This is a genomic window from Flavobacterium caseinilyticum (assembly GCF_004349085.1).
In the GTDB taxonomy this organism is placed as follows: Bacteria; Bacteroidota; Bacteroidia; order Flavobacteriales; family Flavobacteriaceae; genus Flavobacterium; species Flavobacterium caseinilyticum.
This window is the reverse complement of record NZ_SMFM01000005.1, coordinates 216,731-241,529: the sequence shown is the minus strand read 5'-3', so window position 1 is coordinate 241,529 and position 24,799 is coordinate 216,731. Positions and strand designations below refer to the sequence as shown.

Below are 24,799 nucleotides of genomic sequence, written 5' to 3'. Positions count from 1 at the left end.
ATGGATCAAAACCAAAAACAACTCATCAAGCTAGCCCACACCAAAATGCCTTTTGGGAAATATGAAGGGTGGTTTCTAATTGATATTCCGGAATACTATATCGTCTGGTATAGCAATAAAGGTTTTCCAAAAGGAGAATTAGGAGAGCAACTGAAATTAATTTACGAATTAAAACTCAACGGTCTGGAAGAGTTGATTCGGAATATAAAAAAACGATACCCGAAACCATAGTTTAGACTTTCTCGAACTCTTTAGGATTTTTAGCGGATAGAATTTTACATTTTTTTAGCCAAAAAAGAGTCTGAAAATCTAACAGTGTAATATTCTAATAGTCCAATTAAATTTGTACTTTTGCGACGTTTTTTTACACAACTACAACACAAACAACAACAGAATGAATCAAACGAAATATATTTTTGTTACTGGCGGTGTGACTTCTTCTTTAGGGAAAGGAATCATTGCAGCTTCGTTGGCAAAATTGTTACAAGCTAGAGGATACCGTACAACTATCCAAAAGTTTGACCCGTACATTAATGTAGATCCAGGGACATTAAATCCTTATGAACATGGGGAATGTTATGTGACCGATGATGGTGCAGAAACTGATTTGGATTTAGGACATTACGAGCGTTTTTTGAATGTCCCTACTTCTCAGGCGAATAATGTGACCACTGGAAGAATATATCTTTCGGTTATTGAAAAAGAAAGAAGAGGAGAATTTCTTGGTAAAACAGTACAAGTCGTGCCTCATATTACCAATGAAATTAAAGAAAGAATGCAGTTGCTAGGGAATTCCGGCGACTACGATATTGTAATTACAGAAATTGGTGGAACGGTAGGAGATATTGAATCTTTGCCTTATATAGAATCGGTTCGTCAATTGGTTTGGGAATTAGGGGAGCATAACGGAATTGTAATTCACCTTACTTTGGTGCCTTATTTGGCTGCCGCAGGAGAATTGAAAACAAAACCGACACAGCATTCTGTAAAAACGTTGATGGAAAGCGGAATAAAAGCCGATATTTTAGTGTGCAGAACAGAACACGAAATTTCCGAAGAGCTACGCAATAAGCTGGCTTTGTTTTGTAATGTAAAAAGAGAAGCAGTTATCCAGTCGATTGATGCTTCGACGATTTATGAAGTGCCTAATTTAATGTTGGAAGAAGGACTTGATGTCGTTGCATTGAAAAAATTGGATTTGCCCAAAAAAGCTGCTCCGGATTTAAAAAACTGGAATACTTTTTTGCGAAGATTAAAAAATCCGAAACATACCGTGAATATCGGTTTGGTTGGGAAATATGTAGAAATGCAGGATTGTTACAAATCTATTTTGGAAGCGTTTATTCATGCAGGAGCTGCAAATGAAACTAAGGTGAATGTGATTTCGATTCATTCAGAACACATTGATGCCAACAACATAAGAGAGAAATTTTCTGGTTTAGACGGAATTTTGGTTGCTCCGGGTTTTGGAGAAAGAGGAATTGAAGGGAAAATTGCAGCAGTGCAATATGCCCGTGAAAATAAAGTGCCGTTCTTCGGGATTTGTTTGGGAATGCAAATGGCAATTATAGAATATTCCAGAAATATTCTAGGTTATTCTGATGCTAATTCTACCGAAATGAATGACAACACTGCGCATCCTGTCGTTAACCTTATGGAAGAGCAAAAAACAGTTACTGATAAAGGTGGTACAATGCGTCTTGGTGCATGGAAATGTGATATCAAAAAAGATTCATTGGCCTATAAAATATACGGAAAAGAAACGATTTCAGAACGTCACCGTCACCGTTATGAGTACAATAGCAATTATGTGGCGCAATTACAAAATGCAGGATTGATTGCTTCTGGAGTAAATCCTGATACCGGATTGGTGGAGATTATAGAAATAGAAAATCATCCATTTTTCATTGGGGTACAATACCATCCGGAATACAAAAGTACGGTAGCCAATCCGCATCCTATTTTTGTGAATTTTGTGGCAGCAGCTGTTCAGGCAAAGAAAAAATAGTTGTTGTTTTTTGAAACAATTCATCAAACTTCATACTAATAGATTAAACTTTTTTAAATATAATAATGGAACAAAAAAAATTCGACCTCAATTCGATTATCGGTTTTGCATTAATTTTTGGTATTTTGGTTTTTATCATGTACCAAAATCAACCTGACCCAAAAGTGGTTGCGGCTGAAAAAGCACAAAAAGAGTTATTGATCAGAGAGGCTAAAGCCAAGGATTTAGAACAAAAAACTGTGGCAACAGCTACGGTTGCAGTTGCAGCAACTGGAGATTCAACTCAACTGGCGCAATTGCAAAAAACGCTGGGGAATTTTGCTTATTCTGCTACATTGCCTTCTGCAAAAGCAGGTGTAACTACGATCGAAAATGATTTAGTAAAACTTACAATTGCCAACAAAGGAGGATATATTATTGAGGCTACTTTGAAACAATTTGAAAAGTTCAAAAAAGGTTCCGGACAATTAGTGCAACTAATAAAAGACAATAATGCCAATTTAAATGTACAATTGCTAACCAGCGATAATCGTACTTTAAATTCTAAAGACTTGTATTTTGAACCTACTTTGACGAAAATTGGAGCAGATCAAATATTGTCGATGAAATTGAAAGCGGGAGCCAATGAATTCTTGGAGTACAAATACATTTTGAAGCCAAACGATTATATGATTGGTTTTGATATTCGTTCTCAAGGGTTGAATAAAGTATTGAATACGGCAAAACCATTGGATTTAGAATGGAATTTGAAAACGTACAGAAATGAAAAAAGTGTTTCTTATGAAAACCGTTACACTGAAATCTATTTCGAACATGAGGATGGAAAAATTGATTATGCCGGTTTAGGTCAAACAGAAGAATCTGATTTGGAAAAAGCAACTTTTATTGCTTTCAAACAACACTTTTTCTCTACCATTCTTTTATCAAAGACACCTTTGGAAGCTGCAAAAGTGAAGTCTGATAACTTGGTTATAGATGATCAAATCGATACCACTTTTACCAAACAATTCAAAGCTAATATTCCTTTGGCTTTTACAAATGGGGAATTAGATCACAAAATGAGTTGGTATTTTGGTCCAACAGATTATAAAACTTTAAAGGATTACGATCAAAATCTTGAAAAAATTATCTCGTTAGGTTGGGGGATTTTCGGATGGATCAATAAGTTTATTTTTATTCCGTTATTCGGATTTTTGAGTTCTTACATTGCCTACGGAATTGCGATTATTGTTTTTACAATAATTATAAAAATCGCAATGTCGCCTATCACTTTTAAATCGTTCTTGTCACAAGCCAAGATGAAAGTATTGCGTCCTGAAATCACTGAGTTGGGGGATAAGTTCAAAAAAGACCCAATGAAAAAGCAACAGGAAACAATGAAGTTGTATAACAAAGCGGGAGTGAATCCTATGGCAGGTTGTATTCCGGCTTTGATTCAATTACCATTTATGTATGCTTCGTTTCAGTTTTTCCCTTCAGCTTTTGAGTTGAGACAAAAAAGTTTCCTATGGGCAGATGATTTATCGTCTTTCGACGAAGTTATACGATTGCCTTTTCATATTCCTTTTTACGGAAATCACATCAGTTTGTTTCCTGTGCTTGCTTCGATTGCGATTTTCTTCTATATGAAAATGACTTCTGGTGACCAACAAATGGCTGCTCCACAACAAGAAGGAATGCCAGATATGGCAAAAATGATGAAAATCATGATCTACGTATCGCCAATAATGATGTTGTTTTTCTTTAATAGTTACGGTGCGGGATTGAGTTTATATAACTTTATTTCGAATCTAATTACTATTGGAATTATGATTGTCATAAAAAGATACTTTATCGATAGTGATAAGATCCATGCTCAAATTCAAGAAAACAAATTGAAAGAGCCGAAGAAACAAGGAAAATTCCAGAAAAAACTTCAGGAAGTAATGGAACAAGCCGAAGCTCAAAAGGCACAACAGAAGAAAAAATAATTCATAAAAAAGCTCTCATATTACTGAGAGCTTTTTTTTTGTTCTTTATTTAGAAAGCCGGCAATAATACTTTATCAATGGCATGAATGACTCCATTTGAGGCTTGCACATCAGTAATAATTATATTTGAAGTTCGATTTCTGGCATCTTTTATTTTTGCTCCGCCGCTTAGCTGAATCGTGAAAGTTTGAGAAGGCGTTAGCAGCGGCGGTGTTATTACTTGTCCTTCGGTTAAACTCGCTGCTAATACATTACCACTCACCACATGATACTGTAAAACCTTAGTTAAATTTGCAGCTGAAACACTCGCAATTCCTCCCGGTGCAAGTTCTAAATCTAAGGCGATAAACGATGCATTTGTTGGTGCAAAAACGGTAAAAGGACCTACGGCGGACAATGCAGTTATAAAATCAGGTTGACCTGATCGGTTTAGAACACTAACTAAAGTACTAAAACTGGCGTTTGCAGCCGCATGAGTAACAATGGATGGTAAATCAATAACTGCATCAACGATGTGAATCACTCCGTTAGAAGCCATTACGTCAGCGGTTGCAACATTCGAAATTCCATTTAACCTTACACCTGAACTCGTGTTGACATACATACTGAGGGTATTAGTAGTAGACGCCGAACCTTTTCCTAAAGTTTTAATGTAACCAGTCGTTAAATCAGATGATTTCACTGAACCTGTGACAACATGATTTAACAAAATTTGAGTTAACGCTTCCTTTGGCACATCGTTTATCGTTGCGTAATTCTTACTGGCAAGGAAAGTTGTAAACGCCTGATTTGTGGGTGCAAAAACGGTGTACGGACCAGCACCCTTCAAAGTCGTTGCTAAATCAGCTCGAACAAGCGCCTGAACCAAGATGCTTAAATTCGCATTTGTAGATGCTTTTCCTGTAATTGTGTTGTCTACAACAACATCGTTATCGTCGTCATCACAAGATACTGTTAGGATTGCAAATAATGCAATCAGCGCTAAATTTCTAATTTTAAATACATTTTTCATAATGTTGTTGTTTATTTGTTACTTCTAAATTAGTAAATTGATTTTAGATTTTGTTTATTTTTTATTTAAAAATGATGAACATTTAGAAATTTTATGATTTTTTTTATCTTTGTTTACGTTATACATGATTACTTAAAACATTATGTAATCAATTGTTAGTCAGTATCATGAGTAAACGTTGGTATTTTTGATACAGTATTTGTAATAAAATAATTTAAGAACATTAAACATTTTATAAAATACTTTAAATAATTTATTTGTTATGGAAATAAAGAAATTTGATGAAAATTATTGATTTGGTCTAAAATTTGAATCGAATCCTACTTTCTAACGATTCAGTGCCTAAACTATTGAATCGTGAAATAATGGCACAGAAATAAGCAAAGTAAAATTGTAAATTTGTCAAAATAAAAATAACAGTGTCACTGTTGTTGTAATATGTAAAAACGAGAAATAATGAAAAAATATCAGATTAGTTTTTTTGCCTTTGCAATTTTTATACTCTTCAGCCAAAATATAATATCGCAGAACAGTTATAACCAGTTAGATGAAAAAGGAAAAAAACACGGATTATGGAAAGGATTTTATGAAGAATCAAAAAGACCGCGGTATGAAGGTACTTTTGTTCATGGAAAAGAAATAGGTGTTTTTAATTTTTATGATGATACCAAAGCTAAATCTATAATTGCCACAAGGGAATTTAACGCTAAAGATGCCTCTGCTTATACTATTTTTTACAATCAGTCCAAGAATAAAGTCAGTGAAGGAAAAGTCATTAACAAATTATTTGAGGGTCAGTGGAAGTATTATCATCTGAATTCCAAAAACATTATGACAACTGAAAATTATGTTAAGGGAAAATTAGAAGGCTTGCGAACCGTTTTTTATCTCAATGGCAAAATAGCGGAAGAAATCAGTTATAAAAACAATTTGAAAAATGGTTTTTATAAGAAATACACAGAGAAAGGAATTCTGTTGGAGGAGTCATCATTCAAGAATAATCTATATAGCGGTTTGGCTACCTTCAGAGATTCTAATGGAAATGTAGTTTCTACCGGCCAATTTGTCAATGGAAAAAAATCAGGAATTTGGCAGTTTTTTGAAAAGGGAAAATTAGTTAAAGAAACCAATATGAGCTTTCCTGAAAATGCCACAAAATCAAAAAACAATTAACAATGGCCTTAACAACTACTGTTGCAAATCTTTTGTAACTTTGCATCCGTATAAAAATATAATTTTTGGATGATGAAGCGAGTTGTTGTAGGACTTTCTGGAGGTGTAGATTCAAGTGTTGCTGCGTACTTATTGCAACAACAAGGGTACGAGGTCATAGGTCTTTTTATGAAAAATTGGCATGATGATTCGGTTACTATTTCTAATGAATGTCCGTGGCTTGAAGACAGTAATGATGCTTTATTGGTTGCTGAAAAATTAGGAATTCCTTTTCAAACAGTAGATTTAAGCGAAGAATATCAAGAGAAAATTGTGGATTACATGTTCAGTGAATATGAAAAAGGGCGAACTCCAAACCCAGATGTGCTTTGTAACCGTGAAATAAAATTTGATGTTTTCATGAAAATCGCTTTAAGTCTTGGTGCTGATTTTGTGGCAACCGGACATTACTGTCAGAAAAGTGAAATCGAAGAGAATGGCGAAACCGTGTATCAACTTAAAGCCGGTGCCGATACTAATAAGGATCAATCCTATTTCCTTTGTCAATTATCCCAGGAGCAATTGTCTAAATCGTTGTTTCCTATCGGAGAATTAACAAAACCGGAAGTGCGTGAAATAGCGGCCCAAATGGATTTGATTACCGCAGAAAAGAAAGATTCACAAGGTTTGTGCTTTATTGGTAAGGTTAGATTACCGGATTTTTTACAACAAAAATTACAACCCAAAGACGGAGTCATAATTCAAATTGATAAAAGCGATCCTGTTTACAGTTTTGAAAAGACAATAGGTTTAAGTGTAGAGGAAGATTTAAAATCTGAAGCAGTGAAAATTCCGTATACACCACAAATGGGAAAAGTAGTTGGTAAGCATAAAGGTGCCCATTATTTTACTATTGGTCAACGAAAAGGATTAAATGTTGGAGGAACGACCGATCCATTATTCATAATAGCCACAAATGTGGAAACCAATACAATTTATACCGGATTGACCAGTCAGCATCCCGGATTATTCAAAAAAGCATTGCGTATCGAAAACGAAGAAGTACATTGGATTCGTAGAGATTTGGCTTTGGCCAATGGAGAAACGATGAAAGTAATGGCAAGAATCCGATACAGACAACCTTTGCAAAGCGCCACCTTGCATCAGTTCGAAGACGCGATGTACGTGGCCTTTGACGAACCTCAGTCCGCAATAACGGAAGGACAATTTGCAGCTTGGTATTTAGAGGATGAATTAGTTGGTTCGGGAGTAATTTCTTAGTTTAGTATTTTATTTTTATAAATTTCAGGAAAGACGGTTGCATTAACTATAATTTAAATGTTTTTTTACAGCTGTACTTGCAATTCCATCTGCTACGTAGTGAGAATCTTTGCAGTTTATTCAATAACGATCCCTATGAGAAATTTCTATTTATTCCTTTTTTTATTAATCACAACTGCTAGCTTTTCTCAACAAGATGCTTGGGTTTATTTTAATGCCAAGCCCAACGCTCAATTCTTTTCGGATTCGCCACTGAAAATGCTTTCTCAAAGAGCATTGGACAGAAGAACTAATCAAAATATTGCATTAGATTTTAAAGATATTCCAGTAGAAGAAACTTATGTTGATCAACTAAAATCGGCTGTTGGAATTACTGTTATGGCAAAGTCCAAGTGGCTGAACGCTATTCATGTTCGAGGAACACAATCAAATATAAATTCTTTGGCTATGCTTTCATTTGTCAGTAAAATTGATTTTGCAGACAAATCGCTGAATACAGCTGGGAAAATTGCAAAGGTACCAAAAATTAAAAAAGTAAATAAAACGAGCAAAACTAAAATTGATTATGCTTATGGTTCGTCACTGAATCAAATTCAGATGCTCAACGGATCAAAGTTGCACCAGCAAAATTATACAGGTTCCGGTAAAATAATTGCTGTTTTAGATTCTGGATTTCCCGGAGTCAATACTGTGCAGCCTTTTCAAAGATTAAGAGACAATAAGCAAATTTTGGGCGGCTATAATTTTGTTTTAAGAAATCCTGACTTTTATACTGGCGGCACACACGGATCTTTAGTACTTTCGTCAATGGGCGGTTACAAAGAAAATGCGTTGGTGGGCACTGCGCCGGATGCTTCCTATTATTTATTTATAACCGAAGACACTACTTCCGAAAATCCTGTTGAGGAATCGCTTTGGGTTGAAGCAGCTGAAAAAGCGGATAGTTTGGGCGTAGATATAATTAATACGTCTTTGGGTTATTTTGATTATGATAATGCAGCGTATAGTCATACTTATAAGGAAATTGACGGCAAAACGGCATTCATAACCCGTGGAGCTGAAATTGCATTCAGCAGAGGAATGATATTGGTTACTGCAGCCGGGAATTCCGGTGCTTCTTCGGATCCGCACATTGCCGCTCCGGCCGATGCAGTTTCAGTAATTACAGTTGGAGCAGTAAATTCTGCAGAAGTTTTGACAGCGTTCAGTTCGATAGGACCTTCGTACGACGGCAGAATAAAACCAGATGTGATGGCACAAGGACAAGCAGCAGTGGTTTCGGATGCTGCGGGAAATATAGTAACAGTAAATGGAACTTCTTTTTCAAGTCCGATAATGGCAGGAATGATTGCTTGTTTATGGCAGGCATTTCCACAAAAAACAAATCACGAGATTAGACAATTAGTAATAAAATCCGCTGATAGATTTGCCGCTCCCAATAATCAGTATGGATTTGGAATTCCTGATTTTGCATTGGCATTGAGTAATCAGTTAGTAGTAGAATCCTTTTCTGATGATGATTTTATAATTTATCCAAATCCCGCCAGTGAGTATATTTCGGTTTCGTTACCTGAAAAATTTGACAGTGGAATACTATACATTTATTCTATTTTTGGACAAAAGGTTTTAGAACAAAAAATCACACCTCAATCATCCACTATTTCTTTGAAATCTCTTAGTCAGGGTATGTATCTTTATAAAATGGAGTCAGATGGTTTGTCTAAAACGGGAAAAATAATCAAAAAATAGTAGCATCAATAATACATGAACAATATCACAAAACTTTTTAAAATTAAATACCCAATCATTCAGGGAGGAATGATTTGGAACAGCGGTTATAAATTAGCTAGTGCAGTGAGTAACGCTGGAGGTTTAGGATTGATAGGAGCAGGCTCCATGTATCCGGAAGTTTTACGGGAACACATTCAAAAATGTAAAAAGGCCACTTCAAAGCCTTTCGGGGTAAACGTACCGATGTTGTATCCCAATATCGAAGAAATTATGAAAATTATCGTCGATGAAGGTGTGAAAATTGTTTTCACATCAGCTGGAAACCCAAAAACATGGACTTCGTATTTGAAAGAAAATGGCATAACTGTTGTGCATGTAGTCAGCAGCTCTGTGTTTGCATTAAAAGCGCAAGATGCAGGTGTCGATGCCATTGTCGCTGAAGGATTTGAAGCCGGAGGGCATAATGGTAGAGAAGAAACAACGACACTTACGCTAATTCCGATGGTCAAAGAAAAGATTACTATTCCTTTGATTGCTGCCGGAGGAATTGCTACAGGACGAGGAATGTTAGCAGTAATGGTTTTGGGAGCGGACGGGGTGCAGGTGGGAAGCAGATTTGCGGCATCGTTGGAATCATCTGCACATATTAACTTTAAAGAAACAATTCTTAATGTAAAAGAAGGTGATACCCAATTGACATTGAAGGAACTCGCTCCAGTTCGGTTGATTAAAAATAAATTTTACCAGGATGTGCAAAATTTATATGAAAACTGTCCAACAAAAGAGGAACTAGTTGCGTTATTAGGAAGAGCAAGAGCAAAACGAGGCATGTTTGAAGGAGATTTAATCGAAGGAGAATTAGAAATTGGACAAATCGCCGGATTAATTCACGAGATAAAACCAGCGGAAGCTATTATTCAGGAAATGATAACCGATTTTGAAACCGCGAGAAACGAAGTAATGAATTTTGATTATAATTGATAAGGAATGACGAAGACAAAAATATTTATAGTATTACTTTTTTTAGCATTGGGACTGCAAAATTCCTACAGCCAGAATTATAAGTTTAAAACTTCGGGTTTTAGTGTTTTGGAGAAAACGGAGAAGGGGAAATGGGGAAAATGGTCTGACTTAGATCTGGTCAATATTTTAGTAACATTGGACACTAATAAGAACAGAATAGTAGTGTATTCCCAAATCATTCAACTTTTTGAAATTATCGATTACCAGCCAGTTGAAGAAAATGATGCCGACGTCGTTTACACTTTTACCTGTAAGGATAATGAAGGAGTCAATTGCACCGTTTCTATCATTACGCGTAAAAAACAAGCGAACAGGAAACAAATGTATATCAATTATGACAATCGGATTATAGTTTATAATATATTCAATATGTAAATTTAAATAAACGAAAAATGCATTAATTAGAATTTGCTTCTATAATAATGCATTTTTTTTTAACAGAAATAAATTTTCCGTTTTATAGCTTTTCAATATCTTTTATAAATTCATCGTATTCTAAATAAAACATTTCCAATGCGTTCATTTTATCATTGTAGAAATCAAATATTTCGTCCCAATAACTTCGATTGCTGACGCCAACTCCTAATTTTTCTACCCAGATGCGGCTGATGGTTTTACCATTTTCCAGCGTGTAATTTTTCTCAAAAACTAAATTTTGAATAAATTCTTCTTCCAGAATACTTTTTAGCGCTTCTAATTTCTCAAAATAAGCGATGCGTTTTTCGTCACTTCGGTGCTCAATGTCAACTAAGATCTGTGCTTTTTTGTTGTCTACATAAAATTTAAAAGAAAAGTCCTTGATTTTGGTATCGTATAATACCCATTTTCGAGGATATTTTTCAGCGAATGCAATCCAGAATTCTCGCTTTAATCTTTGGGTTTCTTCTTTGCTGTACATTATAATGACTTTTTGGCATTAGAAAATTTGTGAAATTGTATTTTCTAACTTATATTTATGTGCTGTTCTGAGTGCAAAAATAGACTTTGATTATGGATTTTCAAGAATTTTTACGGTATGTTCCCAAATTAATTGAAGCCGAGCTTCCGGCATTTAATGCACATTTGAAAATGGCGCCTTTAGAGCGATTGGAACGTTTAAAAAATAGCAATGCTGAGGATAATCAACCGAGAATGGCCTCCGTATTGATGCTTTTTTATCCTAAAAATGACAAAGCACATTTGGTACTGATTGTCCGCAATTCTTATAAAGGAATTCATTCGGCACAAATTGCATTTCCGGGAGGTAAATACGAACTGGAAGACGAGAATTTTGCTGTAACTGCGCTTCGTGAAACGCATGAAGAGGTCGGAGTTCATCCGGACAAAATAGAAATTCTGAAACCATTTACGGAATTGTATATCCCGCCGAGTAATTTTATGGTACATCCTTTTTTAGGCATCAGTAAAGAAGAACTTGTGTTTGTACCGGAACCTGCCGAGGTGGCAAATATTATAGAGTTACCCTTGACGACTTTTTTAGACGATGCGATTGTAATTGCTACGAATTTATCGACTTCTTACGCTGACAATATCACTGTGCCGGCTTTTAAAATTGAGGAGCACATAGTTTGGGGCGCTACAGCGATGATGTTAAGTGAATTAAAAGAAGTTCTTAAAGAAGTTCTACGTTGATCTTTTAAAATTTTTTATAAGAAAAGTGGCTTTTAATTGTTTAAATTATTCAGTTCGTTCTGTTGAATTCAGCAGCACAATTCAAATATTAATTTCGTAAGTTTGTAATCCAAATTCACAACAAAATACACAATTTTATGGGATTGTTGAAGAGAAATCCTTTCGGACATATATTATTTATAAAAAAATGGTTAATACGAATCTTTGGAGCTATGACTCACAGGCGTTACAGGGGATTTAATGAATTGCAGATAGAAGGTTCAGAAATCATCAGAAATTTGCCGGATTCTAATGTCCTATTTATATCAAATCACCAAACCTATTTTGCCGATGTCGTGGCTATGTTTCATGTTTTTAATGCGAGCTTGAGCGGTCGGGATGATACGATTAAAAATGTTTGTTACCTTTGGCAACCCAAAATGAATATTTATTATGTTGCTGCCAAAGAAACGATGCAGGCGGGATTATTGCCAAGGATTATGGCGTACGCCGGGGCAATTTCTGTTGAGCGTACCTGGCGTGCGAAAGGGATTGATGTAGAACAGAAAAAGGATATAAATCCCAACGATACTGAAAACATTAAAATTGCGCTGGCTGATGGTTGGGTAATCACTTTTCCGCAAGGGACAACAAAATCATTTAAACCCGTTCGTAAAGGAACAGCCCATATTATAAAACAGCACAGGCCAATTGTAGTGCCTATTGTGATAGATGGTTTTCGCCGTTCATTTGACAAAAAAGGATTGCGCATGAAAAAGAAAGGGATTTTACAGTCCTTTATTATCAAAGAACCGTTGGATATTGATTATGATAACGATACCATCGAAGAAATTGTCGAAAAAGTTGAATATGCAATAGAACAACATGCTTCTTTCTTAAAGGTAATTCCTGCGGAAATTATAAAAGAACAAGAAGAATTAAACAAAACCCGGAGATGGGAATACTAACAGAACTAAAAAAGCGGCTTCCTCTATAAGGAAGCCGCTTTTTTATACTCCAAAATTACAAATCAATTTTCTTTAGTTCTACATAATTTCTGTTTAGTTTTTTTAGCAAAATACCATAAATCAATTGGTAAAATAACCAAACGAAAACCAGTAATACAAGAATAAGAAAAACAGAAATAAGACAGGTGAAAATTATTTTTGGAGTATCAGCACTCGTCCAAATCGGAGAATGTTGCACTCTGTAAAACACTAAAAGCAGTGAAATAAATAGAATGAGAGATAAGTTATAAGCTATATAATACTTCACCGTTTTCCTTGTATTTATAATACACTCCATCAATTTTTTAGTATTAGAAGTAACCGAAATAGAGCGGTAATTTTTGTAAAACAAGTACATAAAAAATAGCGCTACCCCGTAACTAAGGTAATCTAAAACATCAATAAAAGCATCAATTACACCCGACTTGCTCATTTGCTCATCTGGAAATAAAAAACTCAAAGAATTCAATAACACAAATTCAATAATGCTAATGATAAAAATCCACTTCACAATTGAAGATGATCTTTTATGAATCATTTTATAAATCTCGCTTTCTGATACTTGTTCAAAAGAATTCACGTTCTTTTGCCAGTCTTTTTTTAATAAATCCAGCTCTTTCATATTCCTAATGGATTTAATATTTTTTTTAATTTCCCTTTTATTCTGTTCATTTTTACTCTGGCATTGACTTCGCTAATTCCCAAAGTTTCTGATATTTCCTGATAATCTTTGTCTTCCAAATACATAAATATCAGCGCTTTTTCAATATCATTAAGTTGATAAACCGCTTTGTACATTAACTTTAATTGTTCCTCCTCCTCATAATCATATTCAACATCATTCAGGAAATGGTGCCGACCTTCAAACTCTATAGTGTTTATGGATCGTTTTGTTTTTCGGTATAAAGTAATAGCGGTGTTCAATGCGACTCGATAAGCCCAAGTAGAAAATTTGCTGTCTCCCCGGAATTTCGGGAACGCTTTCCACAATTGAATAGTGATTTCCTGAAACAAATCCTTGTGCGCGTCATCACCATTAGTGTACAACCTACAAATCTTGTGGATTATATTCTGATTTTCCTGAAGCTGTTTTACAAAAGAATGTTCTAAATTATCACTCATATTAAAGTTAGTAAGCCATTATTAGTTTTTGTTACAAAGCGATCCATTTTTGGGAGCACAATATATTTCATTTATAAGCACTATTCGTCCCGCTGTACATTTCAATCTTTCCAGTGCTGAACTTTTTCAGCAGCCTGAAAAAGTTCAGCACTGGAAAGGATTTTTATTTCCATCGGGGCTAATTTACACGTTTATTCTTTCAAAACTGCGTTTCCAAAAAACAAAAATTATGATGTTAATTGATCGAATCCATCGGAAAAAAACATTGTATCTTTGAGTACCAACAAATCAGCACTTTTTGAAGCATGAACATCCCAAATTCAACTTTACCCAGAATAGTAATTATTGGAGGTGGCTTTGCAGGAATCGCATTAGCCAAAAAACTCAAAAATAAAAAAGTTCAGGTCGTCCTGTTAGACAAACACAATTACCACACTTTCCAACCTTTGTTGTATCAAGTAGCTACAGGCGGACTTGAAGCCGGTTCCATAGCCTACCCAATCCGAAAAGTAATTCAGGAATACGATGACGTTTACTTTAGGCTTACTAATGTTCAGGAAATCGACACTAAAAACCAAAAAGTTATCGCCGAAATAGGGGATTTGAGTTATGATTATCTTGTAATCGCAACAGGCTCCAAGACCAACTATTTTGGAAATAAAGAAATCGAGCGCAACAGTATGTCCATGAAAACCATACCGCAATCGCTAAACATCCGCAGCCTTATTCTTGAAAATTTTGAGCAAGCAGTCCTCACAACCGATGTTGCGGACCAAAACAGTTTGATCAACTTTGTACTTGTGGGTGGCGGACCAACTGGAGTAGAACTTGCCGGTGCCTTGGCCGAGATGAAAAAAGCAATCTTGCAAAAAGATTATCCCGATCTTGATATTGCAAAAATGGAAATCAATCTCATTCAAAGTGGCGATCGAATACTGAATACCATGAGTGAGAAATCCTCGGAGGCCGCTGAAAAGTTTCTCAGCAACTTGGGTGTGAAAATTTGGAAAAACGTGCGCGTTACGAATTACGACGGTCGCACCATCACCACAAATTCCGATTTGACATTTGAAACCGCCACCGTAATCTGGACTGCTGGCGTACAAGGTGCTCTTGTTGCCGGATTAGACGGAAAAGCACTCGTTGAAAAAGTTGAACGTATTCGAGTAAATGAATACAATCAAGTAGCAGGGTATGATACTATTTTTGCCATTGGTGATGTCGCGTCAATGGAATCCGAAATTTTTCCGCAAGGGCATCCCATGATGGCGCAACCTGCAATGCAACAAGGAGAATTGTTAGGAGAAAATTTAGTAAGACTAATTCGAAACCAAAAAATGGTAGCTTTTCGCTACAATGACAAAGGTTCCATGGCAACGATAGGAAGAAATAAAGCGGTCGTGGATTTGCCTAAATACCATTTCAGTGGCGTTTTTGCTTGGTTTGTTTGGATGTTTGTACACTTATTTTCACTTATTGGTTTCAAAAATAAAGCAGTGGTTTTCTTGAATTGGGTGTATAATTATATTCGTTTTGATCGTGAAGGACGCCTGATTATTCGTCCTTACAAAAAGAAAAGTTTCACGACTTTTACAAGCGATGAGGTTTAGGTTTTTTTTTCGAATTCAGTAACAAATTCAATACTAATACTTTAGTATTATAAAATATTTTTATTCGTATTTACCTCATAATCAGTATATATTGTTACCGTAAATTAATTCTTATAATTAGCTGATTAACAGTATTTTAACATACATAACACAACTATAAAGTATTGTAAATCAAGTATTTAGCTTTTTTTAAATTCAATATGTTTTTTAGCATTGATTTTGAAATGATATTTTTTTTAAATTTATCTTTCAATCAAAGTCAGGAAGCCAATGAAAAGCGTTATACTCTCCAATTTTCATCCCATCTTAGGGGGGAAATTATTAGATCAAAACAAGCTCAATCAGTACACAAAATTCCTTTATTATCATTTTCAAAATTTCTCGGAATCGGATGATTTACTAATTCCGGAACGCTTAAGTTTTGAGACGATATCAGATCACGTAGATAAGTATTCTGTTTCTTCGGAAAGTATCAATAGCAGACAGATTTTAATATTTGAAGAAGTTGAACATTTTATTGAAAATGAAATGGATAGCGCTCTACCGAATGAATATCATTTTCCTGCTGGTTTTGAAGTGCAACGGGAAAATCATTCCGGTCCTAAAATTGAAGTTCGGATGGATTGGTTCAAAAAGAAAATGGGATATGTTTTTGATGAGTTTTATTCAAAAACAACTTCGAGTCCGGAAAATCTTATTCATGTGACCTGCTCTGGGTATTCCTCACCAAGTGTTGCTCAGGAAGCGGTAATAGAAAGGAAATGGGAGACAGTTCAAGTTACGCATTCGTATCATATGGGCTGTTATGGCGCTTTTCCAGCAATTCGCACCGGCAGTAGCCTTCTATGTGCCAGTTCAACCAAAGGTAGAGTTGATGTGGTTCACACTGAATTATTGTCCGCACATTTAAATTTAGTTGAATTTTCTAATTCAAATACCATGATTTGCTCCCTTTTTGCGGATGGATTTATTGGCTATTCCCTATTTGATGAAGAAACTTTTTTGAAAGATGATTCCTTTCCGCAAAAGAAAGGACTTCGGATTTTAGCCGCACATGAGGTCATTATCCCGGATTCATTAGAGGATATGTCATGGGATTTGGGAGAATATAATTTTTTGATGACTTTGTCTAAACGAGTGCCTGTTTTTATTCGTAAAAATATCAAACCTTTTTTGACTACACTTTGTAAAAAAGTTAATGTAGATCTTGATGAACATAAAGCCGATATGCATTTTGCAATTCATCCAGGAGGACCAAAAATTATAGATTATGTTATAGATGCTGTTGGATTAAAAAAAGAGCAAGCTAAATGGTCTTATGAGATATTACGTCGATATGGAAATATGTCTTCGGCGACCATACCGCATATTTTCGGAGAAATAGTAGATGATCCAAATATAGCATCCGGAACCAAAATTGTTGCAATGGCGTTTGGTCCAGGTCTTACAGCAACAGGATTGTTGCTTGAGAAATTATAATAAAGATCCTTTATTACAGAGCAAAATGATGATGTTTACCATTTATCTTTGTCCTTATAAAAATTCACCATCAAATCCACAAATTTACTGTAGCTTTCCATTCCATCTTTTTGCTGGTTTATTTTTAGAAATTGATCGTAAAAAGCATGAAAACCTTTGTCGATAATCGTGTCGTATTGTTTCCAGAAACGCTCGCTTTCTTTGTAGTTTTTCAAAATACCGGGATTTACAGTTTTTAATAATTGTTTAAAAACAGCCTCGTCTCGGGCTTGCCAATTGCCTAGACAATAACGCAATGCCATGCTATATCCCGAATATTGAATGTATAAATCTTCATTTTTCACAGAAGCTAAAAATCCGATAAAGTTGCATTCACTTTCACTTGCATAACCTATCTGGTGTGCCATTTCATGATTTGTTGTCATCGGAAAACTGTACATTGGTCCAAGATAATTAACCTGCGCTTCATTGGTAAACGGATTTAAATAGCCTCCAAATCCCATATAAGTCAATGGCAAGCTGATCAGTGATTTCTTGGCACTTAGCTTGGTATAAGAAAGATAAGAATGTTGCTCAGCTAAGTTTTTATATCCATTCAGACTCATTTCAAAAACTTGTTCTTGAGAATACGGAATTACTACTTTCAAGCTGTCGTTTTTTGTGAGTTGGTATTGAATAGCATTGGTTTTGGCAATTATTTTTTTGGTGAAAGCCAACAAATCGGCATCCGAATAGTCTTTTTGAATTTCCATTTTTTCAAAAAGCGGTTCACGGTAATAATTGAGTGCCCAAAGTACATGAAACAAAAAGTAAAAAACGGAAACAAAACTCAAGATGCTTAAAACAGTTTCTTTCCATTCGGATTTCCATGTTTTTCGTTTGGTCCAAAGCCATTTAAAAATGAATAAAATGAGGATAAAATAGAGACAGTCACCTACTGAAAAAGGAATTTCACCCAAAATAGTCCTCGAAAATGACGAAAGTATCGGATAGAAACCATTACTATACCAATCTTCGACATATTCCGGGTAAAAGGGAATAATTTGCAGAAGCAATATTTGGATAAATAGAAAAAAGGAAAGGAAATATTTTGTTTTCAATGTTTGATTTTTGGAAATGTAAATATAATTACAATATCAATTAGTATCAATAAAGTATTTAAACTTTGTAACTTTGGGCCTTATAAACGTTAACCCTCAAACAATAATAAATGAGTCAAGAAATAAGAAATCTGGAACCAAAAGCACTTTGGAATAAGTTTGCCGATTTAAATGCCGTGCCTCGTCCTTCTAAAAAAGAAGAGCGTGTAATCGAGTTTATGAAAAACTTCGGAAATAGTCTCGGATTAGAAACTTTTGAAGATGAAATTCGCAATATAATTATTCGAAAACCGGCAACCGCTGGAATGGAAAACCGAAAAGCGATTGTACTTCAAGGGCATTTGGATATGGTGCATCAAAAAAATACTGATACCGTTTTTGATTTTGATACACAAGGAATCGATATGTATGTGGATGGAGATTGGGTTCGTGCCCGCGGAACAACCCTTGGTGCTGATAACGGTCTTGGAGTTGCAGCTATTATGGCCATTCTGGAAAGCACTGATATCCCCCATCCTGCCATTGAAGCTTTGTTTACCATTGACGAAGAAACAGGAATGACAGGTGCGCTAAACTTAAAAGGAGGAATTCTTCAAGGTCAAATTCTTTTGAATATGGACACCGAAGAAGATGATGAAATAGATATTGGCTGCGCGGGAGGAATTGATGTTACGGCTACTGCGGAATATGATGAAGAGGAAACCCCTGATGGTTCTGTAGGATATGAGATTACTGTAAAAGGCCTGAAAGGCGGGCATTCAGGAATGGATATCCACAAAGGTTTGGGCAATGCCAATAAAATCATGAACCGATTATTATTTGATGGTTTTGATAATTTTGGTTTGCAAATTTCAGAAATCAAAGGAGGAAGTTTACGCAATGCGATTCCGCGTGAAAGTCATGCAAAAGTTATCATTGCTGAAGTGTATGACGAAGCATTTGTTTTTGACATGCAGCAAATTGTAAACGAAATTAAAACAGAGTTAAAAACAACAGAGCCAGATTTAGAAGTTGTTTTTGAAAAAATGAAGGTAACTCCTGCTAAAGTAATGCCGACAATTGCTCAGTTTTACTTTGTGAGGTCCATGTATACTGCACACAACGGAGTGTTTAGAATGAGTGCTGATTTTGACGATTTAGTAGAAACATCGAACAATATTGCCAAAGTGATTGTAGGGGAAGGACAACTTTCGGTACAATGTTTAACGCGTTCTTCTGTTGAAACGGCTAAATTTGATTTGGCTAATGCATTGCGTTCCGCATTTGAATTGATGGGTTGTGAAGTAGAATTTTCTGGTTCTTATCCGGGTTGGACACCAAATTCTAAATCAGAGATTTTGGATGTTTTAGTTCCAATTTACGAAAAACAAAACGGTGAAAAGCCAAAGGTGGTGGCATGTCACGCAGGATTAGAATGTGGGATTCTGGGAACTAATTATCCGGAAATGGATATGATTTCTTTTGGACCAACGATTCATGGTGCGCATTCCCCTGATGAAAGAGCGAGTATTTCCTCTTCTCAGAAATTCTGGAAATTTGTATTGGAAATTTTAGCAAATATCCCGGTGAAATAGTATTCAGTGTTCAGTATTTAAAAAATAGTCTTCAGTAACAATAGGAACTGAACACTGTAATCTGAATACTGAACACTAATTTTTAGTCTCTTTTAGGAGTGTTTTTCTTATCTCTTTTTTCTTCTTTCTTTTCTTTAGCCGTTTTTAAAGGCTCTTTTTTCGCGGTTTTTTTTGCGTCTTGACTTTTTGCCATGATATAGGAATTTAGGTTTTTATAATTTTGATATAAGTAAATGTATATAATATTTTTGATTTCTTTAAAAGTAATATTTTAAAAATCCTCAGGTAGTTTCGAAATTGAGGACTTTTTTATTTCAATTAGCTTTATAATGAAGTGACTAAAGTGAAATTTATTTTTTCTTTAAAATCTTATATTCCTCATAACAGCCACTTATAGCATCCATAATTTGCAAGTCATTTGCGTTTTGGATGAAAGATTCGGAGTAGTTACAGCGCTGTAAAATCTCGGCAATTTCATTTTTTTCTACTCCTAAAAGAACTGATATAGTTTCTCTGTCAAATTTTGACTCTAAAAGACTTCGGACGGTATCATCTTTTTTCATTTCTTTAAGCTTTTTAAGCTCTTTGGGTTTCTTACCAAAGAAATTGTAGAGCATATCGGCGGGATTGAAAATAGAACCCAATACTCTTCCAAATGCATTTGGAGAATATTGACCTGCTTCATATCCTTGTGTTAATCCGGAAATACTATACCGATAATTCTCTTTTGTGGGGATTATTTTGGTATCAACTTCAAGATATCCCGTTAAATTAAAAGGTCTGATAACCACTTCCTCCAGGGCAATGGCTTTCTCGGTAAGTTGGATTTTGGTGCTTTTATTTTTGATCCAATCATTAGTTACGCGAACGCGAAGTGATTGAAACCCCAAACTAGTAAAATGAAGTGTATCATTTAGTTGAACATCAATTTCGAAATAGCCTCTCGAATCAGTAGTTGCGCCTCTTACTTTATTGATGTTAATGATGTTTACGCCAGACAAGGGTAGTCTGTTCGTATTACTGATGATGATGCCATCAACTTTTTGAGAGGGTTCTTTTACTTGCGCAAAAGTGTATGCAGATACTACTAAAAAAAAGAAAACTACAAAATATTTCATAAACTGATTTAAGACTTTAAAAGTAATAAAACAGGATTAAATATTTTGTAGTTTCCGGATATAATTATAAGAATATTAACAATGAATGTTAGTCTTTTCTTGGTCTTCTTGGTCTTGGTGAATCTCCAAAGCTTTCAGAACGTCTTGGAGCTCTATCGGAGGAACCTTCAGTTCTTGATCTGTCCGATGAAAAACCACCTTCTCTAGGTGCTGAACTTCTTCCGCCAAATCCACCTTCTCTTGGAGTTGAATTTCTGTCGCTTCTGAAACCACCACCGCCAGAACCTTCTCTTCTTGGTGCAAAACTACCTTCTCTTCTTGGAGCTGAACTTCTTTCGCCACCAGAGCGGCTTCCTCCAAAACCACCACCAGAACTTCTTCCGTTATGGTCACGTCTTCCGCCACCATCGTTTTTAGAAATTTCAACATTGATTCTACGTCCTTCTAATTGTACGTTATTCAATATTTCCATTACTTTATCAGTATGTTCCGGATCAGTGTTAAAGAAAGAGAAACCTTCTTTTACATCTACTTTGAAAACGTCATCACGACCTAAGTCTAAGGTTTCTTTCAAGTAATCTTTCAATGACATCCAATCAAAATTATCTCTTGAACCGATGTTCACGAAATATCTTGTTGCACCACCATTGTTATTTTCTCTTGGAGCACCATCTCTGTCATCACGCTCACGTCTTTCAGAACCTGAAGTTTGATTAGAAAGATCTCTTGTTTTCTTATAGTAATTGATAAAACGGTTAAATTCAACCGATACCATTTTCTTGATTAATTCCTCTTTTGATAAACCTTCAAGGACACTGTTAATTGCAGGAAGGTAAGTGTCAATTTCATGATCAACTTCAGTATCCTTAATCTTAGTGGCTAAGTGTAACAATTGGATCTCGCAGATTTCAATTCCGGAAGGAATCGTTTTTTCTTCGAATTTTTGTTTGATGATTCTTTCGATTGAAGAAATCTTACGCAATTCACTTTTAGTAACAATTACAATAGATGTACCTAATTTACCAGCACGACCAGTACGACCTGAACGGTGATTGTAAGTTTCGATTTCATCAGGTAATTGATAGTTTACTACGTGAGTAATGTTATCAACGTCAATTCCACGTGCGGCAACGTCAGTAGCCACAAGCATTTGAATTTGTCTTCCGCGGAAAGATTTCATTACACCATCACGTTGCGCTTGAGATAAATCTCCGTGCAATGCAGCAGCGCTGTATCCATCTTCAACTAGTTTTTCAGCAACAGCTTGTGTGTCTCTTTTTGTACGACAGAAAACTACCGAGAAAATGTCTGGATTAGCATCTGCTAAACGTTTCAAAGCTTCGTAACGGTCACGTGCATTTACAAGGTAAAATTCGTGAGAAACTGTAGCAGATCCTGAGTTTTTAGCTCCAACTGTAATTTCAATTGGGTCGGTCATGAATTGTTTTCCAATACGTGCTACTTCAGCAGGCATTGTTGCAGAGAATAACCATGTGTTTTTTTCGTCTGGCGTGGTTGAAAGGATGTTTACGATATCTTCGTAGAAACCCATGTTCAACATTTCGTCAGCTTCGTCAAGAATACAATAGTTGATTTGAGAAATGTTTACCAAACCTCTATTAATCATATCTTGCATCCTTCCCGGAGTGGCCACGATAATTTGTGCGCCTCTCTTTATGTCTCTCGCTTGGTCTGTTATGCTAGCTCCACCGTAAACTGCTACCACATTAATACCTTTTTCGTATTTAGAGTAGTTTTTAATTTCGTTGGTAATCTGCAAACAAAGTTCGCGTGTTGGAGATAAAATTAATGCTTGTGTGTTTCTGTTGTTGGCATCAATTTTCTGAATAACTGGAAAACCAAAAGCTGCCGTTTTCCCTGTCCCTGTCTGAGCCAACGCAACCATATCTGTGTCTTTTTCCAATAATAGGGGAATCGCTTTCTCCTGTACTTCGGTCGGATTTTCAAATCCTAGATCTAAAATCGCCTTCAGTAACGATTCACTCAATCCTAATTGTTCAAATTTATTCATATGTATTTTTAAAATAGGGTGCAAAACTACTGTTTATAATCCATATAAACTAATGCTATTTTGAGATTTAATGATTTATTACCATTTGACTGTCAGAATGTTATAGAATTAGTTTGAAATCTGGAATTTCAAATTAAATAATTAAGGCTTAAAGCAGGATGTTCAATTCCATTTTTTGTTAATAAAATGGAATCTAAATTAAGAGTTCTTTAATAAATAGTTGATTAATTCTTGTGTTGCTTTTCCTCTATGACTGATTTTATTTTTAATTTCTAATGATAATTCAGCGAATGTTTCTTTGTATCCAATGGGCTGGAAGATTGGGTCGTAGCCAAAACCTTTATTTCCTGTTTTTTGTGAAGTGATTTCACCTTTTGCAATTCCGGTAAAAAGATGTTGTGTGCCCTTTATATTTAATGCAATTACCGTTTTAAACTGTGCATTTCTATTGTTTTGATCGGACAAGGCGCTCAATAATTTATCCATATTGTCATCGGCACTGCGCTGTTCTCCTGCATATCTTGCGGAGTAAACACCAGGATCTCCATTTAAAAAGGCTACTTCTAATCCGGTATCATCGGCAAAACAATCGAAACCATATCTCTGGGTTACATAGTTGGCTTTTAAAATAGCATTTCCTTCAATGGTATCGGCAGTTTCTGGAATGTCTTCCAGACATCCAATATCTTCCAGGCTTAGGATCTTAATGATTTCAGGAAGCATACTTTGTATTTCCAGAATTTTATTTTTGTTATTAGAGGCGAAAACAAGTTGCATTTAGTCGGTTTTAATTTGATTTTTCAAAGATACATTTTTTATAATACTCTGTCATGTGAGGTGACAAAACTAGGACAAGTGCCTTTTTTCTTTATTGTATCTTATTTATCAATTTCAAGAAAAATAGACTGTAAATAACTATAAAACAATAGGTTAATTAATAGTTAAAATGTTCAATTCTATTTTTTTAACCAACATAAGTTGTATCTTTATCATGTGGTTTTGATTAATCACTTGAGTAAATTCATCTGCAAGGAGAAACTTATTCAAATAGTCATTTCATGCTGAACGGTATGAATTGATAAATGATAAATCAGAATCTACAATCGGAGGCCCTTTAAAAAGGCCTCCTTTTTTATGGCTTATACTATGTGGACTTTGACGGATGTTTTGGTCCATTTTAAGAATTTCAAGTCATTTTAAATTTAAGTAATCGGTCGGCACAAAAGAGTTAGTTTAAGTAACATACAAATATTTTAATAAGCTAATGATCAATTAGTTAATTATTGGTTAAAGTGCTTTTTTAGAGTTGTTTAAAATTAAACTAGTGGTATCTTTGAGTATGATTTTGCTTTGTTCTTGAATATGGCCATCTGCAAAGAGTAGCGTATTTGATAGTTAGCTGTATCGAAAGATATAAGTTGATAATAACAAATCAAAATCTAAATCGGAGGCCCTTTAAAAAGGCCTCCTTTTTTTGTGGCTTATCCCAAATGGAACCTAATGAAGATAATGGTCCGTTTTACGAATTTCAAGTTATTCTAAAATTAAGCAATTGGATCGGCATAAAAGAGTTAGTTTAAGTAACATACAAATATTTTAATAAGCTAATGATCAATTAGTTAAATATTGGTTAAAGTGTTTTTTTAGAGTTGCTTAAAATGAAATTAGTGGTATCTTTGAGTATGATTTTGCTTTGTTCTTGAATATGGCCATCTGCAAAGAGTAGCGTATTTGATAGTTAGTTGTATCGAAAGATATAAGTTGATAATAACAAATCAAAATCTAAATCGGAGGCCCTTTAAAAGGCCTCCTTTTTTGTGGATTATCCCAAATGGAACCTAATGAACATAATGGTCCGTTTTAAGAATTTCAAGTTATTCTAAAATTAAGTAATCGGGCGGCACAAAAGAGTTAGATTAATCATTGGGCAATTGTTTTAATACTCTAATGATCAATTAGTTAAATATTG

At 35.1% G+C, this 24,799-nt stretch carries 21 protein-coding genes; 13 read left to right on the top strand and 8 right to left on the bottom strand.

All coding sequences use genetic code 11. The features are described 5' to 3' along the window. From E0F89_RS12045 to yidC, 3 genes are all read left to right on the top strand, one after another. Positions 1-231, top strand: coding sequence for a DUF3820 family protein (locus E0F89_RS12045; RefSeq protein ID WP_091209127.1), 231 nt, complete (start codon positions 1-3; stop codon positions 229-231). 163 nt (positions 232-394) lie between these two features. Continuing rightward, positions 395-2,008, top strand: coding sequence for a CTP synthase (locus E0F89_RS12040; protein WP_131910021.1), 1,614 nt, complete (start codon positions 395-397; stop codon positions 2,006-2,008). Positions 2,009-2,073: 65 nt separating this feature from the next. Next, on the top strand, positions 2,074-3,978 hold the full coding sequence (gene yidC, locus E0F89_RS12035; RefSeq protein WP_131910020.1) for a membrane protein insertase YidC: 1,905 nt from the start codon (positions 2,074-2,076) through the stop codon (positions 3,976-3,978). Between the two features lie 49 nt (positions 3,979-4,027). Here the strand turns inward: yidC and E0F89_RS12030 are convergent, their stop codons facing one another. Then, a complete protein-coding gene (locus E0F89_RS12030) occupies positions 4,028-4,990 on the bottom strand; it encodes a fasciclin domain-containing protein (RefSeq protein ID WP_131910019.1) in 963 nt (320 codons plus the stop codon). A gap of 456 nt (positions 4,991-5,446) precedes the next feature. On the opposite strand from E0F89_RS12030, the gene E0F89_RS12025 reads away from it, so the two are divergent. The 5 genes from E0F89_RS12025 (at position 5,447) to E0F89_RS12005 (ending at position 10,552) form a co-directional block, all read left to right on the top strand. After that, positions 5,447-6,163 carry a toxin-antitoxin system YwqK family antitoxin gene (locus tag E0F89_RS12025; RefSeq protein ID WP_131910018.1) on the top strand — a complete coding sequence of 239 codons (717 nt, stop codon included), beginning with the start codon at positions 5,447-5,449 and terminating at the stop codon, positions 6,161-6,163. A 72-nt stretch (positions 6,164-6,235) separates the two neighbouring features. Continuing rightward, positions 6,236-7,423, top strand: a complete 1,188-nt coding sequence (gene mnmA / locus E0F89_RS12020; RefSeq protein WP_131910057.1) for a tRNA 2-thiouridine(34) synthase MnmA — start codon at positions 6,236-6,238, stop codon at positions 7,421-7,423. A gap of 135 nt (positions 7,424-7,558) precedes the next feature. Then, positions 7,559-9,172, top strand: a complete 1,614-nt coding sequence (locus E0F89_RS12015; protein WP_131910017.1) for a S8 family peptidase — start codon at positions 7,559-7,561, stop codon at positions 9,170-9,172. 15 nt (positions 9,173-9,187) lie between these two features. Further along, positions 9,188-10,135 (top strand): NAD(P)H-dependent flavin oxidoreductase, encoded by a 948-nt coding sequence (locus E0F89_RS12010; protein ID WP_131910016.1) that lies wholly within the window; start codon positions 9,188-9,190, stop codon positions 10,133-10,135. Between the two features lie 6 nt (positions 10,136-10,141). Beyond that, positions 10,142-10,552 (top strand): hypothetical protein, encoded by a 411-nt coding sequence (locus E0F89_RS12005; RefSeq protein ID WP_131910015.1) that lies wholly within the window; start codon positions 10,142-10,144, stop codon positions 10,550-10,552. Between the two features lie 82 nt (positions 10,553-10,634). Here E0F89_RS12005 and E0F89_RS12000 read toward each other — a convergent pair whose 3' ends face one another. After that, entirely contained in the window at positions 10,635-11,075 is a 441-nt protein-coding gene (locus E0F89_RS12000) for a DUF4268 domain-containing protein (protein ID WP_131910014.1), read from the bottom strand. A gap of 92 nt (positions 11,076-11,167) precedes the next feature. Between E0F89_RS12000 and E0F89_RS11995 the strand changes: the two genes are divergently transcribed. Then, positions 11,168-11,809, top strand: coding sequence for an NUDIX hydrolase (locus E0F89_RS11995; RefSeq protein WP_131910013.1), 642 nt, complete (start codon positions 11,168-11,170; stop codon positions 11,807-11,809). A gap of 137 nt (positions 11,810-11,946) precedes the next feature. After that, complete coding sequence (locus E0F89_RS11990; RefSeq protein ID WP_131910012.1) at positions 11,947-12,756, top strand: lysophospholipid acyltransferase family protein; 810 nt, start codon at positions 11,947-11,949, stop codon at positions 12,754-12,756. A 55-nt stretch (positions 12,757-12,811) separates the two neighbouring features. Here E0F89_RS11990 and E0F89_RS11985 read toward each other — a convergent pair whose 3' ends face one another. Both E0F89_RS11985 and E0F89_RS11980 read right to left on the bottom strand, forming a co-directional pair. After that, entirely contained in the window at positions 12,812-13,417 is a 606-nt protein-coding gene (locus tag E0F89_RS11985) for a hypothetical protein (protein WP_131910011.1), read from the bottom strand. Then, positions 13,414-13,917 carry an RNA polymerase sigma factor gene (locus E0F89_RS11980; RefSeq protein ID WP_131910010.1) on the bottom strand — a complete coding sequence of 168 codons (504 nt, stop codon included), beginning with the start codon at positions 13,915-13,917 and terminating at the stop codon, positions 13,414-13,416. The genes E0F89_RS11985 and E0F89_RS11980 overlap by 4 nt, the downstream gene beginning before the upstream one ends. A 305-nt stretch (positions 13,918-14,222) precedes the next feature. Between E0F89_RS11980 and E0F89_RS11975 the strand changes: the two genes are divergently transcribed. Continuing rightward, a complete protein-coding gene (locus E0F89_RS11975; RefSeq protein ID WP_131910009.1) occupies positions 14,223-15,527 on the top strand; it encodes an NAD(P)/FAD-dependent oxidoreductase in 1,305 nt (434 codons plus the stop codon). A 270-nt stretch (positions 15,528-15,797) separates the two neighbouring features. Continuing rightward, a complete protein-coding gene (locus tag E0F89_RS11970) occupies positions 15,798-17,006 on the top strand; it encodes a 3-oxoacyl-[acyl-carrier-protein] synthase III C-terminal domain-containing protein (RefSeq protein ID WP_131910008.1) in 1,209 nt (402 codons plus the stop codon). Between the two features lie 35 nt (positions 17,007-17,041). On the opposite strand, the gene E0F89_RS11965 is transcribed toward E0F89_RS11970, so the two are convergent. Further along, positions 17,042-18,106, bottom strand: a complete 1,065-nt coding sequence (locus E0F89_RS11965) for a DUF3810 domain-containing protein (RefSeq protein ID WP_131910007.1) — start codon at positions 18,104-18,106, stop codon at positions 17,042-17,044. A gap of 110 nt (positions 18,107-18,216) precedes the next feature. Between E0F89_RS11965 and E0F89_RS11960 the strand changes: the two genes are divergently transcribed. After that, positions 18,217-19,680, top strand: a complete 1,464-nt coding sequence (locus E0F89_RS11960) for an aminoacyl-histidine dipeptidase (RefSeq protein ID WP_131910006.1) — start codon at positions 18,217-18,219, stop codon at positions 19,678-19,680. Between the two features lie 350 nt (positions 19,681-20,030). On the opposite strand, the gene E0F89_RS11950 is transcribed toward E0F89_RS11960, so the two are convergent. The 3 genes from E0F89_RS11950 to E0F89_RS11940 form a co-directional block, all read right to left on the bottom strand. Beyond that, positions 20,031-20,798, bottom strand: coding sequence for a carboxypeptidase-like regulatory domain-containing protein (locus E0F89_RS11950; RefSeq protein WP_131910005.1), 768 nt, complete (start codon positions 20,796-20,798; stop codon positions 20,031-20,033). 88 nt (positions 20,799-20,886) lie between these two features. Next, positions 20,887-22,830, bottom strand: coding sequence for a DEAD/DEAH box helicase (locus E0F89_RS11945; protein ID WP_131910004.1), 1,944 nt, complete (start codon positions 22,828-22,830; stop codon positions 20,887-20,889). Between the two features lie 198 nt (positions 22,831-23,028). Continuing rightward, complete coding sequence (locus tag E0F89_RS11940; protein WP_131910003.1) at positions 23,029-23,607, bottom strand: non-canonical purine NTP diphosphatase; 579 nt, start codon at positions 23,605-23,607, stop codon at positions 23,029-23,031. Positions 23,608-24,799 lie beyond the last annotated feature (1,192 nt).